The following is a 16,442-nucleotide window of genomic DNA, read 5'->3' on the forward strand; positions in this document are numbered from 1 at the left end:
ATGGAACAACGGATTTTAGGCAGGACCGGACGGAACGTCTCCATCGTGGGGCTGGGCACCTGGCAGCTTGGCGCGGACTGGGGCAACGTGGACCCGGCCCAGGCCCAGGCCATCCTGGCGGCGTCCGCTGAGGCCGGTGTCACTTTCTTCGACACCGCTGACGTGTATGGCGACGGCAAGAGCGAACAGGCAATCGGCAAGTTCCTGGCCGACAACCCCGGGCTGGACATCACCGTGGGCACCAAGATGGGCCGCCGGATGGACCAGCGCCCGGAAAACTACACGCTGGCCAACTTCCGCCAATGGGTTGACCGCTCACGGAAGAACCTGGGAACGGACACCCTGGACCTGGTCCAGCTGCACTGCCCGCCAACGCCGGTGTTCAGCAGCAACGAGGTCTACGACGCACTGGACACCCTGGTGTCCGAAGGCGCCATCCGCAATTATGGCGTCAGCGTGGAGCGGACGGACGAAGCCCTGGAAGCCATCCGGCGCCCGGGAACGGCCTCGGTCCAGATCATCCTGAACGCCTTCCGGCTCAAGCCGCTGGACGAGGTCCTGCCCGCCGCCAAGGCAGCGGGCGTGGGGATCATCGCCCGCGTCCCACTGGCGTCCGGGCTGCTGTCCGGGAAATACACCAAGGACACCACGTTCGCGGACAACGACCACCGGAACTACAACCGCGACGGAGGCTCCTTCGATGTGGGGGAGACCTTCTCCGGGGTGGACTTCCAGCTTGGCCTGAAGGCTGTGGCCGAGTTCGAGCAACTGGTTCCCTCCGGCGCCACCACCGCCCAGGCCGCCATCGGCTGGATTGCCGCGCAGGACGGTGTCACCACGGTGATCCCCGGTGCCCGCAACGTGGACCAGGCCGTGGCGAACGCTGCCGCCGCGTCCGTGGCTGTCACCGATGAGTTCGGCGAGGGTGTCCGCTGGATCTACGACCACTACTTCCGCGAGGCCATCCACCCGCGCTGGTAGCCGGGATTCCAGGGGACAGTTCCATGCGGCCCGCGGACAGCGTCGACGCGTTCATTGGCGCGCTCGCCGCCGTGGAGCCTGGTGCTGACTCGACCAACTTCTTCGACCACACCGTCCCGGAAAATGCGCTGCGCCGTTACAACCTGAAGCTTTATCTGCAGGAGATGCTGGAACGCCGCCCAACGGTCCTGCTGGTGGGCGAGGCGCCGGGCTTCCGGGGCATGCGGATTACCGGCGTGCCCTTCACCAACCGGACCATCTTCGAGGGGCCGGCCAACAGCTTTGGGCTGTTCGGGCCCGGCAAGGGATACGTCCTGCCGCCCGAGGCTGCGGGGGTTGCGGCGGAACCCACGGCTACGGTGATGTGGGAAGTCCTGGCCGAACTCGGCGTCCTGCCGCTGCTGTGGAGTGCATTCCCGTGGCATCCACACAAGCCGGGGCAGCCGCTGACCAACCGCACGCCGCGGCCGTCCGAAGCGGCCCTGGGCACCCCGTTCTGGTTGGCCCTGGCGGAGCTCTTCGCGGTCCGCACCATAGTGGCCGTGGGCAACGTGGCCCATCGCAGCCTGCTCCGGAGCGGCCAGGATGCCCCCAAGATCCGGCACCCGGCCCATGGCGGCCGGGCAGGTTTTAAGAGCGGGCTGGAGCAGCTGCTAGTGCAGTAGCCGCAGCTGGTCCGGCGTGTCCACGTCCTCGCCGGTGGACTGGTCAGTGCAATCCACTTCGTCCACGAGTTCCGGATGAGTGCGGAGGAAGCCCCGTGCACCGGCGTCACCGGTCACGGTTAAGGCAACCGCGGCCCGCAGCGAAGCGTCGATGAGCAGTGGATGGCCGCGCCGGAGTTGGCTGACGGGACTGCCGTCATTGAGATCCCGGCGGTGGTACGAGGCGGCGGTGATCCGGCCCGGGCGGTGGGCGGCGAGCAGCCGCGCCACCGTTTCCGGGGTGAGTCCGGGCTGGTCCACGAGGGCCACGAGCAGGTGGTCCGCCGGGTCTGCTTCATTTTCGCCAAGCAGGAAGGAACTGCCCATGCCGGACTGCCAGTCCGGATTGGCGGCAATCCGGCAACGGCCCAGGTGGGCCGCCGCGACGACGTCCGCGGCGCCCGCGCCGAGGACCACCACCACTTCCCGGCAGCCGCCGTCGGACAGTGTTCCGGCGATGGCCTCAACCAGCGGCCGCCCGCGGAAGGGCAGCAGCGCCTTAGGACCCAGGCCCAGGCGTGTCCCGGCACCCGCGGCCAGCACAATGCCGGTGGTCCACCGTTCCTGCATGCGTCCTTCTTCCATACCTGCACCCTAGCCACACGACGGCAGCGGGGCAGCTTCCTTCCGGAAACTGCCCCGCAGCTGATCCGTTGTTCAGGTCAGGCGTCGCCGCCCACATCACCGGTGGTCCCGGCGGTGACGTCCAGGAGCTTGTACCGGTCCATGGCGTAGGCCGGTGCGCCTGCCTCAAAGTCACCCCTGGCCGCGAGCATTTGCAGCGCCTTCACCACGATGGAGTGGGTGTCGTTTTTGAAGAAGCGGCGGGCTGCTGCGCGGGTGTCGGAGAAGCCGAAGCCGTCGGCGCCGAGGGTGGCGTATTCGTTGGGGACGAATTGGCGGATCTGGTCGGGGACGGCTTTCATGTAGTCGGAGACGGCGACGACGGGGCCGGTGGCGCCTTCGAGCTGCTGGGTGACGAACGGGACCCGGGCGGGTTGTTCGGGGTTGAGGAAGGCCTCCTCTTCGGCGGCGAGGCCGTCGCGTCGGAGTTCGTTCCAGGAGGTGACGGACCAGACGTCGGCGGAGACGGACCAGTCTTCGGCGAGGATGCGCTGGGCTTCGAGTGCCCAGGGCACGGACACGCCGGAGGCCAGGATCTGCGCCTTTGGTCCCTCAACGCCCGACGCCGAAACCCGGTAAATGCCGCCCAGGACACCCTGCACATCCAGGTTTTCCGGCTCGGCCGGCTGGACGATCGGCTCGTTGTAGACCGTGAGGTAGTACATCAGGTTTTTGTCGGAGCTAGCTCCGGTTCCTTCGCCGCTTGCGGCCGGCCCGTACATGCGTTCGAGGCCGTCGCGGATGATGTGGCCCATTTCGTAGCCGTAGGCGGGGTCGTAGGTGACTACCGCGGGGTTGGTGGAGGCGAGCAGGGGGGAGTGGCCGTCGGCGTGTTGGAGGCCTTCGCCGGTGAGGGTGGTCCGTCCTGCGGTGGCGCCGATGATGAAGCCGCGGGTCATTTGGTCTGCTGCGGCCCAGAAGGCGTCGCCGGTGCGTTGGAAGCCGAACATGGAGTAGAACACGTAGACCGGGACCAGGGGTACGCCGTGGGTGGCGTAGGCGGTGCCGGCGGCGGTGAAGGCTGCCACGGCGCCGGCTTCGTTGATGCCGGGGTGGATGAGCTGGCCAGCGGGGGATTCCTTGTAGGCCAGGACCAGGTCGCGATCCACGGACAGATAGTTCTGGCCGCCCGGGTTGTAGATCTTCGCCGTCGGGAAGAACGCATCCATGCCAAAGGTCCGGGATTCGTCCGGCACGATGGGCACGATCCGGTGCCCGAACTTCTTGTCGCGGAGCAGGTCCTTGAGCAGGCGCACGAACGCCATGGTGGTGGCCGCCTGCTGCTTACCGGAGCCGCGCTTGGCAACCTCGTAGGTCTTCGCTTCCGGAAGTTCAACAGCCTCATGATGCGAACGGCGTTCCGGCACCGATCCGCCGAGCGCCCTGCGGCGTTCGTGAAGGTAGGCGATTTCGGGCGCATCGGCACCCGGGTGGTAATAGGGAGGACGGTAAGGATCGGCGTCCAGTTGCTCATCCGACACGGGGATGCGGAGGTAATCCCGGAAGTCTTTGAGGTCCTCCACCGTCAGCTTCTTCATCTGGTGCGTGGCATTCCGGCCCTCAAACCTGGGTCCGAGTCCGTAGCCTTTGACGGTTTTGGCGAGGATGACGGTGGGTTTGCCCTTGAATTCGGTGGCGGCTTTGTAGGCTGCGTAGACCTTGCGGTAGTCGTGGCCGCCGCGTTTGAGGTTCCAGATCTGGTCATCGGTGAGGTCCGCGACCATGTCCTTGGTGGCGGGGTCCTTGCCGAAGAAGTGCTCGCGGACGAACCCGCCGGATTCGGCCTTGTAGGTCTGGTAGTCCCCGTCGGGGGTTTCATTCATGATCTTCACCAGGGACCCGTTGGTGTCCCGGGTGAGGAGGTCATCCCATTCCCGGCCCCAGACGACCTTGATCACGTTCCAGCCCGCGCCGCGGAAGAACGCTTCGAGTTCCTGCATGATCTTCCCGTTGCCCCGGACCGGCCCGTCGAGGCGCTGGAGGTTGCAGTTGATCACAAAGTTCAGGTTGTCCAGGTTCTCGTTCGCGGCGAGCTGGAGCAGGCCGCGGGACTCGGGCTCGTCCATTTCCCCGTCGCCCAGGAACGCCCAGACCTGCTGGTCAGAGGTGTCTTTCAGGCCGCGGTTGTGCAGGTACCGGTTGGACTGGGCCTGGTAGATCGCGTTCATCGGGCCGATACCCATGGACACGGTGGGGAATTCCCAGAAGTCCGGCATCAGGCGCGGGTGCGGGTAGGAGGACAGGGCATGGCCGGCCCGGGACTTTTCCTGCCGGAACCCGTCCAGGTCCTCCTCGGTCAGGCGCCCTTCCATGAACGCACGGGCGTACATGCCGGGGGAGGCATGGCCCTGGAAGAAGACCTGGTCCCCGCCGCCGGGGGCGTCCTTGCCACGGAAGAAGTGGTTGAAACCGACCTCGTAGAGGGTCGCGGCACCGGCGTAGGTGGAGATATGCCCGCCCACCCCGATCTCGGGCCGCTGCGCCCGGTGCACCATGACCGCGGCGTTCCACCGCATGTACGCCCGATACCGGCGTTCGTACTCTTCGTTGCCCGGGAACGGTGCTTCCTGGTCCACCGGGATCGTGTTCACGTAATCGGTGGTGGTCACCATCGGCACCCCGACACTCTGCGCGCCCGCACGCTGCAGCAGGCTCCGCATAATGTACTGGGCACGCTCGGTACCCTGTTCCCGGATCAACGCATCCAGGGACTCAACCCACTCCGCAGTCTCTTCCGGATCACGATCAGGCAGCTGGTCAGTCAACCCGCTGAGGATATGGGAGGTATCTTCTCCTGCAGCCACGGGAGCCTCTTTTCATCATCGAATGGCCCATGTTTTCGTATTGTGAGAAAACATTTCTGTATTACGAGATTATCTGCGAGTTGAGGGTCGGGTCAATGTGGCCGCCCGCCACTTCCGCATATGTCTGCAGCGGGAGCCCTCCCAACCGTTTGTGACTGTTCAGGCGGGCGGCACTGCCTTGACGGTACGTGACCCAGGTCATACGCTGATTTTCACTATTCAATATCTCGATTCCGCAGAGTGGAATAACAGAAACGACGGGGACCAGCAGGACTGACTCCCAATGTCGGACTCACCACCCCGGAAGCCCCAACGAATTGAGACCACTTTATGAAGACCCCTCCTTCGGCGGGCATTGACGCGGCCCAGGACCTGACAACGCCGTCAGTTGCTCCCACCCATCCGGCCGTTGGCGTTGACGCCCTGTGCGACGCAGCAAGCGCAGCATCAGGCAAGAGCATCAGCCCCACCCTCTACAACGTGGACCTTGCCCCCACCAAGCGTGAAGGCCGCAGCTGGACCAGCTACAGCATCTTCACGCTGTGGGCCAACGATGTGCACAGCCTCGGAAACTACGCCTTCGCCATCGGCCTGTTCGCCCTCGGCCTCGGCGGCTGGCAGATCCTCCTGGCACTGGGCATCGGAGCGGCGCTGCTGTTCGGGCTGCTCACCCTCTCGGGCTTCATGGGCGTCAAGACCGGCGTTCCCTTCCCGGTGATGAGCCGGATCAGCTTCGGCATCAGGGGAGCCCAGATCGCCAGCCTCCTCCGCGGCGCCGTCGCGGTGGCCTGGTTCGGCATCCAGACCTACCTCGCCTCCGTCGTGTTCCGCGTGATGCTCGTGGCCATGTTCCCCGGACTGGCGGACCTGGACAAAGACTCCATCCTGGGGCTGTCCACCCTTGGCTGGGCCGCATTCCTGGTCCTGTGGGTGGTGCAGCTGGTCATCGTGAGCTTCGGCATGGAGATGATCCGCAAGTACGAAGCCTTCGCCGGTCCCGTTATCCTGGCCACCATGGCAGCCATGGCCATCTGGATCTTCATGGAAGCGGGCGGGTCCATTGCCTGGTCATCGAACAACGCCCTTGAAGGGCTGGACATGTGGCGGACCATCTTCGCCGGCGGAGCCCTCTGGGTATCCATCTACGGCACGTTCGTGCTGAACTTCTGCGACTTCACCCGGTCCGCCGTCTCCAAGAACGCCGTGGTGCGGGGCAACTTCTGGGGCATCCCCATCAACATGCTGCTCTTCGGCGCCATCGTGGTGGTCATGGCCGGCGGCCAGTTCAAGATCAACGGCACCATCATCCAGAGCCCGTCGGACATCGTCCAGACCATCCCGAACACACTCTTCCTGGTGCTGGCCTGCCTGGCCCTGCTGATCCTCACCATCGCGGTCAACCTGATGGCCAACTTCGTTGCCCCCGTGTACGCCCTGACCAACCTGTTCCCCAAGCGGCTCAACTTCCGCCGGGCCGCCGTCGTCAGCGCCGTCATCGGCCTGGTGATCCTGCCCTGGAACCTCTACAACAACCCCCTGGTCATCCTCTACTTCCTGGGCGGCCTCGGAGCGCTGCTTGGCCCGCTGTTCGGCGTGGTCATGGCCGACTACTGGCTGATCCGCCGCGGCAAGGTCAACGTCCCCGAGCTCTACACCGCTTCACCCGACGGCGCCTACTTCTACCGCAACGGCGTCAACCCGCGGGCCATCACTGCCATGGTGCCGGCCGCCGTCGTGGCCCTGTGCATCGCCTTCGTTCCGGCGCTGGCCGCCGTGGCCCCCTTCGCCTGGTTCTTCGCGGCCAGCATCGCGGCAGTGGTGTACTACTTCGTTTCCGACCGGACGCAACGGCTGGAAGACCGCGACGGCGAGTCCATCGCCGTCGCCAGCACCCACTGACCAGCGCCTGCCCGCGTCGTTCAACCACCAGCGCCTACCGCCGCAGCCCCGCAAAGGAACAACCATGCGCATCCTCGTTGCCAACGTCAACACCACAGAGTCCATGACCGAATCCATCGCCGCCTCTGCCCGTGCGGTTGCCGCACCGGGCACGGAGATTGTGGGCATCACGCCCCGCTTCGGCGCCGATTCCTGTGAGGGGAACTTCGAAAGCTACCTGGCGGCCATCGCCGTCATGGACGCCGTGACGTCCTACCCGGAGCCGTTTGATGCGGTAGTCCAGGCCGGCTACGGCGAGCACGGGCGGGAAGGGCTGCAGGAACTCCTGGACGTCCCGGTGGTGGACATTACCGAGGCCGCGGCCAGCACGGCCATGTTCCTGGGCCACAAATACTCCGTGGTGACCACCCTGGACCGTGCCGTCCCGCTCATCGAGGACCGGCTCAAGCTCGCCGGCCTGGACGCCCGGTGCGCCTCGGTCCGGGCGAGCGGCATGGCGGTGCTGGAACTGGAAGAAGAACCGGAGCGGGCAGTGGAGGCGATCATCAGCGAGGCCATGCGGGCCGTCACCCAGGACAAAGCGGAGGTGATCGTCCTGGGCTGCGGCGGGATGGCCGGGCTGGACGAACAGATCCGGCAGCGCGCAGGAGTTCCCGTGGTGGACGGTGTGGCCTCGGCCGTCACCATTGCGGAGTCGCTGGTGCGGATGCGGCTGTCAACCTCCAAGGTACGGACCTACGCTGCGCCCCGGCCCAAGACCGTCATAGGCTGGCCGCTGAACAGCGCCGGAACGGCAGCACAGCTGCAGAACACACGGCCGTAGAACAAGCAGCTGCAGAAGAACCAACCGTAGAACGAGGAGCACACGTGAGCATTTCCCACTCCGAAGGACGGGTGGCGGTCGTCACCGGCGCCGGCTCCGGCATCGGGCGGGAGGTGTCACGCCAGATGCTGGCCGACGGGTACCGGGTGGTCCTGGCCGGGCGGCGGGAAACTCCGCTCAAGGAAACCGCGGCGGACCATCCCGGCGCGTTCGTGGTGGCGTGCGACGTCTCCCGGACTGACGACGTCGAACGCCTCTTCGCCGCCACCCTGCAAAGGTGGGGCCGCGTGGACGTCCTTTTCAACAACGCCGGCGTGTTTGGTCCCGCCGCGAGCGTAGACGAGATCAGCGTGGACGACTGGAACGCCACCGTGGCCGTAAACCTGACTGGGTCCATGCTGTGCGCAGCGGCCGCGGTGCGGGCCATGAAGGCCCAGGAACCGCAGGGCGGCCGGATCATCAACAACGGGTCCATCGCGGCCCACTCGCCCCGGCCGCGGACGGTCGCCTACACGGTGACCAAGCACGCCATGACGGGCCTGACCAAGAGCATCGAACTGGACGGCCGTGGGTTCGGGATCACCTGCGGGCAGATCGATATCGGTAACACCACCACGGAGATCATGGACACCATCGGCGTGGGCTCCGGTTCGCTGCAGGCCGACGGGACCCGCCGGGTGGAACCGACCTTTCCGGTGGCGGATGCGGCCCGTGCGGTGCTGATGATGGCCAACATGCCGGCGTCTGCCAGCGTGGGCTCCGTGGTGGTAACTGCTGCGGGGATGCCCTTCATCGGCCGCGGCTGACCGGCCCGTGCCCGGCTATGCTCGGCACATGACCGCAAACAGGGGGCTTGCTCTTTTCCGATTCTGGTTCGCACTGCTGGGGTTCGTGGCGGTGCTCTTCCAGTTCCTGCACCTGGTGCAGAACGTTCCGGGAGCCAGTGCCGGAAACTACTTCAGCTACTTCACCATCGAGTCCAACATCATCGCCTTCATGACCCTGGGCATCGCCGGCTGGTACGCCTGGAAGGGCGCCAGCCCGCGCTGGTATCCCTACCCGTTCCTGGATCCCCGGAGTTCCTAATACGGCACTGTTGCGGTGATGTCCCTGCTGATCGCCGTCGGGGCGTTTGCCTTCGCGGCCGTGGCGGCACTGTCCTCCCGCTTGCAGAATTCGGTGCCCCATCCCGCCAGTGCGCCAGCGAAACCGTCGGCCAGCGTGACCCTAGAGGGGCAGGAGTCCGGAGAGGTCCGCGCGGAGCCCTGACGCGGCCACCTTGCCCGCCTCGACAGCGTCCGCCCAGGCGAGCCCGCCGGTGGCCATCGCAAGCCAGGTGGCGGCGTCGCACTCAATGACGTTCGGCGGTGTGCCGCGGGTGTGCCGCGGCCCTTCCACGCACTGGGTGACGCCAAAGGGCGGCACCCGGACCTCCACGGAGTTGCCCGGCGCGCGGGCGGTGACTTCCTCCAGGGCGTAGCGCACCGCAGTGGCCAGGACGGTCCGCGGGAGGGGAGCGTCCGACGGCGACCGGGCCGCTTCCAGCCACGCGTCCAGGGCCGCTTTGCCTTCCTTCACGTCGACGCGGCGGCGGGCGGTTGCCATGGTTCCATCCTTAGTTCCGGTGGTGGTTCGATCAGTGCGGTTCGGTCAGTCCAGGAGCGCCGAAACCGCGGGGCCCAGACGGATCCTGCCCACCGGGCGGCCGCCGCCCAGCACGGGTTCCACCACCTTTTCGAGGACGCTGGCCACCCCAGGGATTTCCACGGCGCCTGCAGCGGCCAGCAGCGTCAGCGCCACCAGGGAGGTGGCGCGGAGGTTCCCGTCGAGGATCTTGACAGCCACCGAGACACCCTGCGGGGTGGCCCATGGCGAGGACGCCCTCGGCACCGATCTTGGCAATGACCTCCAGCTCATCCATCACCAAGGTGTTCGCCTCGCCCTGGCCTTGCACCGCCCACGGGTAATCGAGCATGGACGTGGCAATCGTGGCAGCGCGGGCGTTGGAGCTCTGGTCGCCGGGGGCCTTGGCCAGGAGGGAGTACCCCCGGGCCAGGCCCTTGAGGGACAGGGCCGCCACCGGTGCGCCGCAGCCGTCGATGCCCAGGTGCGCGATTTTCTCGCCGGTGTATTCCTCGATGACACTCCGCACGCGCTGCTGCAGCGGGTGGTTCGGCTCCAGGTAGCTGTGCGTGTCCCAGCCGTTTTCGGTGCAGGCCCAGAGGAACGCGGCGTGCTTGCCGGAGCAGTTGAAGGCCAGCCTGGATTTGCCCTTCTCGGAGCGGACCAGCCAGTTCCGCGCGGTTTCGTCCTGTGGCCACGCTTCGGGGCACTGCAACTGGTCCTCGCGCACCCCGGCCGCCTTCAGCATTCCCGCCACCACGTCCATATGGTCCAGGGAGCCAGTGTGGCTGCCGCAGGCAACGGCCACCTGGGCGCCCCGCAGCGGGACGCCGGACTGCATGGCGGCCAGGGCCTGGAACGGCTTGAGGGCCGACCGTGCGTAGATAGGAGTGTTGATGTCGCCCAGCTCCGTCACCACGGATCCGTCAGCGGCGAGGAGGACAGCAGAGCCGATATGCCGGGACTCCACGAATCCGCTGCGCTCGATCACGGCCAGTTCGACGGCGGAGTCCACGGTAAAGGTGGCGTGGGGATTGTGCGGCATGCTGCCAGTCTAGGGGGAACCCCCGGGCGGCACTGGCCGACGCGGCGTCACTCCACCGTGACCATCACGGACTGCCAGCCCGAGGCGCCGTCCGGGACGGGGTCCGCACGCTGCTCGGTCTGCACCTCGCCCGTGCCGTCAGTGGCGCGGACCTTGATGTAGTGGGGACCCGGCGTAGCGTCCCATTCGTAGGACCACTGCCGCCAGGTCACCAGTGATGCCTCGGTGGACAGGGTGGCCTCCACCCAATCCGCGTTGTCGATCTGGATTTCCACTTTGGTGATGCCCCGGGTCTGGGCCCACGCGGTGCCGCCCACCGCAACCTTCCCGGCGGGGACCTTGGCGAAGGACTTGGGCACATCAACCCGCGCCATGGTCTTGATGGGGCCGCGTTCGGACCAGCCGCGCTCTGTCCAATATGCCTTGCTGTCCGCGAACCGGGTGACTTCCAGGTCCACCACCCACTTGGTGGCGGAGACGAAGCCGTACAGGCCCGGGACCACCATCCGCACCGGGTAACCGTGCTCCAGCGGAAGCGGCTCGCCGTTCATGCCGATGGCCAGCATGGCGTCGCGGCCGTCCTGCAGTACTTCCAGGGGCGTGGAGGCGCTGAAACCGTCGATGGAGGTGGAGAGGACCATGTCAGCTCCGTCCTTGGGCTTTGCCCGCTTCAGCACCTCCCGGAGCGGCAGTCCCAGCCACTTCGCGTTGCCCGCCAAGTTGCCGCCCACCGGGTTCGAGACGCAGGTAAGCGTCACGTGCGATTCGATCAGGTCGGCATCGAGCAGGTCCTGGAACGTCAGGCGCACCTCTTCCTCCACCAGGCCGTGGACCCGCAGCTCCCAGTCGTCGGCGTTGATCTCGGGAACGCTCAAGGCAGTATCGATGCGGTAGAAGTCGTTGTTGGGGGTCACCCACGGCGGGGCACCGTCCACGGGTGACTGGACGCCGGCGGGAATGGGTGGGGCGGCCGTGGCTGGTGTGGGGAGCTGGAGCGCTTCGCGGGCCTTGGCGATGTTGCTGCGGGCGGCACCGAGGAACCGGCCGCCCGTGGCTGCGACGCCGGCCGCCACGGCGGTGATCCCGGCCGCGGCGAAGAACCTCCGGCGGCTGCTGCCTTCGCTCCCCACACGTGCATCGGCGTCGTCCGCCAGGTCTGCCGGCGCTTCGGGCCAGGCCTTCGGGGCCTGCGCCCGGGTCACCAGGAAACGGAGCACCGCCACGCCCGCGAGGGTCCCGAGGACCGCGGGGATGGCATCAACGGCCGAAACACCCGCCCGCGTCACCACGCACGCCACGATCACTGCGCCCATGAACAGGACGCCCAGGACGCCCAGCGCCCATTTGCGGTACGCCACGACACCCAGGACGCACGCCAGGACGGTGATGGTCAGGCCCATGCCCACGAACAGGGCCGCCTTGTCATTGGTGCCGAACGTGGCGATGGCAAAATCCTTCAGCCATCCCGGCGTGAAATCAATGAACGTGGAGCCCAGCGCAAAGAGCGGTGTGGCGCGGGCGGTGAAGAACGCGCCGAGCAGCTCCGCGACGGCCAGTACGACGGCGGCAGCCACCACACCTGCCAGCGCAGCCAGGGGAGCGGGTCCAGTAAGGCGGTTCCGTAGCGTTGTCATGGCAGGTGTTCGGAGCGGGACAGCCCCGCGGATGGCAGCGGACGGCAAGGACACAGCTTAGGAGCGGGCAGGGTCCACAAAGTACGCTTGGAGACTGTGAAGGTACTCGTCATCGGCCCCGGAGGCCGCGAACACGCCATTGTCCGCTCCCTGCTCGCCGACCCCAACGTGTCCGAGGTCCATGCAGCGCCCGGTAACGCCGGCATCAGCAAGCTGGTCCCCACATACAAGATCAACGGCAACGATCCCGACGCCGTCGCGAAGCTGGCCACCAAGCTGGCCGTTGACCTCGTGGTGGTGGGCCCCGAAGCCCCGCTGGCCGCAGGCGTGTCCGATGCTGTCCGTGAGGCAGGCATTCCCGTGTTCGGCCCCAGCAAGGCCGCCGCGCAGCTGGAAGCGTCCAAGGCGTTCGCCAAGGAGATCATGGCCGAGGCAGGTGTGCCCACGGCCATGGCCCTGGTGGCCACCAACGCCGAAGAGGCCGCGTCCGCGCTGGACACCTTCGGCGCCCCGTACGTCGTCAAGGACGACGGCCTCGCCGCCGGCAAGGGCGTGGTGGTCACACGCAACCGCGAGGAGGCCCTGGCCCACGCCCAGTCCTGCTTTGACGCCGGCGGGTCGGTGGTGATCGAGGAATTCCTCGACGGACCCGAGGTGTCCCTTTTTGTCCTCTGCGACGGACACAACACCGTGGCACTTTCACCCGCCCAGGACTTCAAGCGCATCTTCGACAATGACGAAGGCCCCAACACCGGCGGCATGGGCGCCTACACCCCGCTTGAGTGGGCTCCCGAAGGGCTCGTCCAGGAAGTCATCGACAGGGTGGCCCAGCCCACCGTCAACGAAATGGCCCGCCGCGGCACGCCTTTTGTCGGGGTCCTGTTCGTCGGCCTGGCCCTGACCTCCCGCGGCACGCGGGTCATCGAATTCAACGTCCGCTTCGGCGACCCCGAGACCCAGGCCGTCCTCGCAAGGCTCAAGACGCCGCTCGGCTCCCTGCTGCTCTCCGCCGCCAAGGGCGAACTGGAGACCGCGGAAGAGCTGCGCTGGTCCAAGGACACCGCCGTCGCCGTCGTCGTCGCGTCCGAAAACTATCCGGACACTCCGCGCACCGGAGACCGGATCCGCGGCCTGAAGAAGGCCGAGGCATTGGACGGCGTGCACGTCATCCACGCCGGTACGGCCCTGGACGACGACGGCAAGGCAGTGTCCGCCGGCGGCCGTGTCCTGGCGGTGGTCGCACTGGGAAGTGACCTGGTGGAGGCGCGCGAACGCGCATACGACGGCGTGGAGCTGGTCCAGCTTGACGGCGGACAGTTCCGCAGTGACATCGGCCGCAAGGCCGCCCGCGGCGAAATCAAGGTGCCGTACGCCGCCACGGGTGCGCTGCCCATCACGAAAGCGAAGGCCTAGCATGAGCGAAACTCCCGCATCCCGCGGCTTCAGCAGCGCCGGCACCCTGGACCTGCCGGGCTGGACCCACGTCTACTCCGGCAAGGTCCGCGACCTGTATGAGCCCGCCGACGAGTCCGTCAAGGAGCGCGTGGGCCAGGACTGCGTGCTGGTGGTGGCCAGCGACCGGATCAGTGCCTACGACCATGTGCTTTCCAGCGAAATCCCGGACAAGGGCCGCATCCTCACCCAGCTGAGCCTGTGGTGGTTCGACCAGCTGGGCGTGGAGCACCACGTCCTGGGCTCCACTGTCGAAGAAGGCGTCCCTGCCGAGGTCGAGGGCAGGGCCATGATCTGCAAGAAGCTGGACATGTTCCCGGTGGAGTGCATCGCCCGCGGCTACCTCACCGGTTCCGGGCTGCTGGAATACCGGGCGTCCGGCACCGTCTGCAACATTCCGCTGCCGGACGGGCTGGTGGACGGTTCCCGGCTGGAGCACGCCATCTTCACGCCGTCGGCGAAGGCCGCTGTGGGCGAGCATGACGAAAACATCACCTATGACGCCGTGGTGGCGCTGGTGGGGGACGACATCGCTGCCCGGCTCAGCGAGCTGACGCTGCAGATCTACACCACCGCGGAAAAGGTTGCCCGCGAGCGTGGCATCATCCTGGCCGACACCAAGGTGGAATTTGGCTATGACGCCGTCTCCGGTTCCATCACGCTGGGTGATGAAGTGCTGACGCCGGATTCCTCCCGCTTCTGGGACGCCGGAACCTACCAGCCAGGGCAGGCGCAGCCGTCCTACGACAAGCAGTACGTCCGGGACTGGCTGACATCCGCCGAATCAGGGTGGGACCGGGCCTCGGATACGCCGCCGCCGGCGCTGCCGGCCGAAGTGGTGGAGCGCACCCGCAACCGGTACGTCGAGGCGTACGAGAAGATCACGGGCAAGACCTTCGCCTGACAGGGTGCCCCTGCTGCCCCTGCCGGCGGAGTGCTGCTGGGCTAGCTGGCCTTCGCGGCGTTGGCGGCCCGCCTCTGGGCCAGCTTGATCTCCAGGACCGCGTCCAGTGCCTGCTGGACGCGGTCCGCCGCGCCTGCCGCACTGAATGCCTTCTGGGCTTCCTGGAGGTGGATCAGGGCCTCCTCCGACTCACCGGCGGCCTTCAGGGACTTGCCCAGCAGCAGCGAAACCTCGCCTGCCGTGTGCTTGGCCAGTGAGGCCCGTTCGCCATGGATTTCGCGGAGCTTTTCGACGGCGGCCACAATGTCCCCGGTCAGGTACAGCCACCGGGCGCGGATGAAGGCAACCTCCAGCTGGTCCGACTTGTTGCCGCCCACGATGGACAGGGCCAGCTCGGCGCGCTCGATGGATGACAGGGTTTCCGGTTCCACAATCCCCGAGGAGAGCCGCACCGCGGCGGAGGCTTTGTTGAACCGTGCCCACAGTTCGATGTCATTCGCGGGGGAGAGCAGCCGGGCTGCGCGCTCGTGGTGTTTGATGCCCTCCTGGTAGTCGTGGCGCATGAAGGCCACGTTGCCGATCACCCAGGCAACCTCGCCGGCCAGTTGCGACATGGAGTGCTCGTCCACATTTTCGTTCATGTCCTGGCAGTACTTCCAGGCCTCGTCCAGTCGGCCGCTTTCGGCCAGGGCGCCGATGAGGGCACGGTGGGCGCCGATGATCAGCGTGGAGCCCTTGGGCAGCTGGGAGCAGAGGTTGACGGCCTCCAGGGCATGGTCCACCGCGGCGCCCAGCTGGCCCTGGCCCTGGCATATGCCGGCCAGCATCTGGCGGGCGCGCACAGCGAGCCCTGCCGATTCCTTGGCCATGGGGTGTTCCAGCAGGTGCTGCATGATGCGCTGGCACTCCTGCCAGTTGCCCTGCTTGATCAGGCATTCTGCCTGCATGTAGGTCATGTTCCACCAGGCGCTGGTGTTCCTGCCGTCCAGCGCGATCTGCGCGGCCGTGGCGGCGTGGCTGGCGGCCAGCGGATAGTCCCGCAGGTCCCAGGCCTGCCGGGCGTACAGCCCGGCCAGGACGTATTCGGCGTCGCTGACCGAGATGGGCTGGCTCCAGGCTTCCAGTGCCTTGGGTGCCAGCTCCAGCCTGCGCGCCAGTTCCTCGATAACCTCGGCCGTGGGTTCCCTCCGGCCGGTTTCCAGCAGTGAGATGTAGCTGGGTGAATACAGGTCCTTGCCCAGTTCAGCCTGCGTCAGCCCCCGTTCGAGACGCTCCGCACGGAGCTTCTCCCCGAATCCGTTGCCCACGGCGTTTCCTCCTCTTCCGGACAGTCTTTCCACCAAATGCTTGACAGTCCCTGTGGAAAACATTTTACAATGTATGTCAACAAGGACAGTGCTGGCTTTGTAACGAATCCGACTCGTATTGAGGAACCTATTTATGTTGAAGAAGATCGCAACAGCGGCTGCGCTGGCCGGTGCCCTTGCTTTTTCTGCTGCAGCTCCGGCCGTACTGTCCGCCGGTTCCATTGCTGATTCCACGGGTACTTCGGTAGCCGTTGGCAACTGGCCGGACCCGATGTCCAAGAAGGTCAAGGACACCAAGAAGGACACCTCCGGTACCACGTACACCACGTACGTTGGCAACTGGCCGGACCCGATGTAACAGCTTCCTCAACCCAGGAGGCGAGGACAGCCCCGGAGCACTGCTCCGGGGCTGTTTCCTTTAACCGCCCGTGCCCGGCCCCCGTGCGGGGGCGTCTTCACCGCCGGGGCAACGGGGCGGGTAAAGCAAAAGAGGGCCTCCGCAAGGAGACCCTCTTTCAGTGTGGTCGGGATGACAGGATTTGAACCTGCGACCTCTTCGTCCCGAACGAAGCGCGCTACCAAGCTGCGCTACATCCCGATCCGTTGCCCAAAAGCAACTTTACAAGAATAGCCGATGCTGGG

14 protein-coding genes, 1 tRNA gene and 1 pseudogene are annotated in these 16,442 nt (G+C 66.5%); 9 read left to right on the forward strand and 7 right to left on the reverse strand.

Features of this window, described 5'->3' with window-relative positions:
- Positions 1-981, forward strand: a complete 981-nt coding sequence (locus OVA06_RS02495) for an aldo/keto reductase (protein WP_268156051.1) — start codon at positions 1-3, stop codon at positions 979-981.
- A 23-nt stretch (positions 982-1,004) separates the two neighbouring features.
- On the forward strand, positions 1,005-1,646 hold the full coding sequence (locus OVA06_RS02500; RefSeq protein WP_268156053.1) for a uracil-DNA glycosylase: 642 nt from the start codon (positions 1,005-1,007) through the stop codon (positions 1,644-1,646).
- On the opposite strand, the gene nboR is transcribed toward OVA06_RS02500, so the two are convergent.
- Both nboR and aceE read right to left on the reverse strand, forming a co-directional pair.
- Positions 1,635-2,270, reverse strand: coding sequence for a nicotine blue oxidoreductase (nboR, locus tag OVA06_RS02505; RefSeq protein ID WP_268156055.1), 636 nt, complete (start codon positions 2,268-2,270; stop codon positions 1,635-1,637). The genes OVA06_RS02500 and nboR overlap by 12 nt on opposite strands.
- 77 nt (positions 2,271-2,347) lie before the next feature.
- A complete protein-coding gene (gene aceE / locus OVA06_RS02510; protein ID WP_268156057.1) occupies positions 2,348-5,113 on the reverse strand; it encodes a pyruvate dehydrogenase (acetyl-transferring), homodimeric type in 2,766 nt (921 codons plus the stop codon).
- A gap of 330 nt (positions 5,114-5,443) precedes the next feature.
- Between aceE and OVA06_RS02515 the strand changes: the two genes are divergently transcribed.
- The 4 genes from OVA06_RS02515 to OVA06_RS02530 all read left to right on the forward strand — a co-directional run bounded on the left by OVA06_RS02515 (position 5,444) and on the right by OVA06_RS02530 (position 8,921).
- On the forward strand, positions 5,444-7,012 hold the full coding sequence (locus OVA06_RS02515) for an NCS1 family nucleobase:cation symporter-1 (RefSeq protein WP_268156059.1): 1,569 nt from the start codon (positions 5,444-5,446) through the stop codon (positions 7,010-7,012).
- Between the two features lie 64 nt (positions 7,013-7,076).
- Positions 7,077-7,835 carry an aspartate/glutamate racemase family protein gene (locus OVA06_RS02520; protein ID WP_261620333.1) on the forward strand — a complete coding sequence of 253 codons (759 nt, stop codon included), beginning with the start codon at positions 7,077-7,079 and terminating at the stop codon, positions 7,833-7,835.
- Between the two features lie 44 nt (positions 7,836-7,879).
- The gene (locus OVA06_RS02525) at positions 7,880-8,641 is read left to right on the forward strand and encodes an SDR family oxidoreductase (protein ID WP_268156062.1); all 762 of its coding nucleotides are present in this window, start codon (positions 7,880-7,882) and stop codon (positions 8,639-8,641) included.
- A gap of 28 nt (positions 8,642-8,669) precedes the next feature.
- Complete coding sequence (locus OVA06_RS02530) at positions 8,670-8,921, forward strand: hypothetical protein (RefSeq protein WP_268156064.1); 252 nt, start codon at positions 8,670-8,672, stop codon at positions 8,919-8,921.
- Between the two features lie 141 nt (positions 8,922-9,062).
- Here the strand turns inward: OVA06_RS02530 and OVA06_RS02535 are convergent, their stop codons facing one another.
- The 3 genes and pseudogenes from OVA06_RS02535 to OVA06_RS02545 form a co-directional block, all read right to left on the reverse strand.
- Complete coding sequence (locus OVA06_RS02535) at positions 9,063-9,440, reverse strand: sterol carrier family protein (protein WP_268156066.1); 378 nt, start codon at positions 9,438-9,440, stop codon at positions 9,063-9,065.
- Between the two features lie 45 nt (positions 9,441-9,485).
- A pseudogene (locus OVA06_RS02540) lies at positions 9,486-10,503 on the reverse strand (asparaginase).
- Between the two features lie 47 nt (positions 10,504-10,550).
- Positions 10,551-12,137, reverse strand: a complete 1,587-nt coding sequence (locus OVA06_RS02545) for a molybdopterin-dependent oxidoreductase (protein WP_268156068.1) — start codon at positions 12,135-12,137, stop codon at positions 10,551-10,553.
- A 96-nt stretch (positions 12,138-12,233) separates the two neighbouring features.
- On the opposite strand from OVA06_RS02545, the gene purD reads away from it, so the two are divergent.
- Both purD and OVA06_RS02555 read left to right on the forward strand, forming a co-directional pair.
- Complete coding sequence (gene purD, locus OVA06_RS02550; RefSeq protein WP_268160595.1) at positions 12,234-13,550, forward strand: phosphoribosylamine--glycine ligase; 1,317 nt, start codon at positions 12,234-12,236, stop codon at positions 13,548-13,550.
- Position 13,551: 1 nt separating this feature from the next.
- The gene (locus OVA06_RS02555; protein WP_268156070.1) at positions 13,552-14,493 is read left to right on the forward strand and encodes a phosphoribosylaminoimidazolesuccinocarboxamide synthase; all 942 of its coding nucleotides are present in this window, start codon (positions 13,552-13,554) and stop codon (positions 14,491-14,493) included.
- Between the two features lie 41 nt (positions 14,494-14,534).
- Here OVA06_RS02555 and OVA06_RS02560 read toward each other — a convergent pair whose 3' ends face one another.
- Positions 14,535-15,800 (reverse strand): helix-turn-helix domain-containing protein, encoded by a 1,266-nt coding sequence (locus OVA06_RS02560; protein WP_268156072.1) that lies wholly within the window; start codon positions 15,798-15,800, stop codon positions 14,535-14,537.
- A 133-nt stretch (positions 15,801-15,933) separates the two neighbouring features.
- On the opposite strand from OVA06_RS02560, the gene OVA06_RS02565 reads away from it, so the two are divergent.
- A complete protein-coding gene (locus OVA06_RS02565; RefSeq protein ID WP_056078631.1) occupies positions 15,934-16,158 on the forward strand; it encodes a hypothetical protein in 225 nt (74 codons plus the stop codon).
- A gap of 163 nt (positions 16,159-16,321) precedes the next feature.
- On the opposite strand, the gene OVA06_RS02570 is transcribed toward OVA06_RS02565, so the two are convergent.
- Positions 16,322-16,398: transfer RNA gene (locus OVA06_RS02570), tRNA-Pro, on the reverse strand.
- Positions 16,399-16,442 lie beyond the last annotated feature (44 nt).

The organism is Pseudarthrobacter sp. SL88 (assembly GCF_026672455.1).
GTDB lineage: Bacteria > Actinomycetota > Actinomycetes > Actinomycetales > Micrococcaceae > Arthrobacter.

Bases quoted from the DNA above. Each gene is read 5' to 3' on its own strand.
- OVA06_RS02555 (WP_268156070.1), top strand. From the start codon at position 13,552: ATGAGCGAAACTCCCGCATCCCGCGGCTTCAGCAGCGCCGGCACCCTG.
- nboR (WP_268156055.1), bottom strand. From the start codon at position 2,270: ATGGAAGAAGGACGCATGCAGGAACGGTGGACCACCGGCATTGTGCTG.
- OVA06_RS02520 (WP_261620333.1), top strand. From the start codon at position 7,077: ATGCGCATCCTCGTTGCCAACGTCAACACCACAGAGTCCATGACCGAA.
- OVA06_RS02495 (WP_268156051.1), top strand. From the start codon at position 1: ATGGAACAACGGATTTTAGGCAGGACCGGACGGAACGTCTCCATCGTG.
- OVA06_RS02545 (WP_268156068.1), bottom strand. From the start codon at position 12,137: ATGACAACGCTACGGAACCGCCTTACTGGACCCGCTCCCCTGGCTGCG.
- OVA06_RS02515 (WP_268156059.1), top strand. From the start codon at position 5,444: ATGAAGACCCCTCCTTCGGCGGGCATTGACGCGGCCCAGGACCTGACA.
- OVA06_RS02500 (WP_268156053.1), top strand. From the start codon at position 1,005: ATGCGGCCCGCGGACAGCGTCGACGCGTTCATTGGCGCGCTCGCCGCC.
- OVA06_RS02565 (WP_056078631.1), top strand. From the start codon at position 15,934: ATGTTGAAGAAGATCGCAACAGCGGCTGCGCTGGCCGGTGCCCTTGCT.
- OVA06_RS02530 (WP_268156064.1), top strand. From the start codon at position 8,670: ATGACCGCAAACAGGGGGCTTGCTCTTTTCCGATTCTGGTTCGCACTG.
- OVA06_RS02535 (WP_268156066.1), bottom strand. From the start codon at position 9,440: ATGGCAACCGCCCGCCGCCGCGTCGACGTGAAGGAAGGCAAAGCGGCC.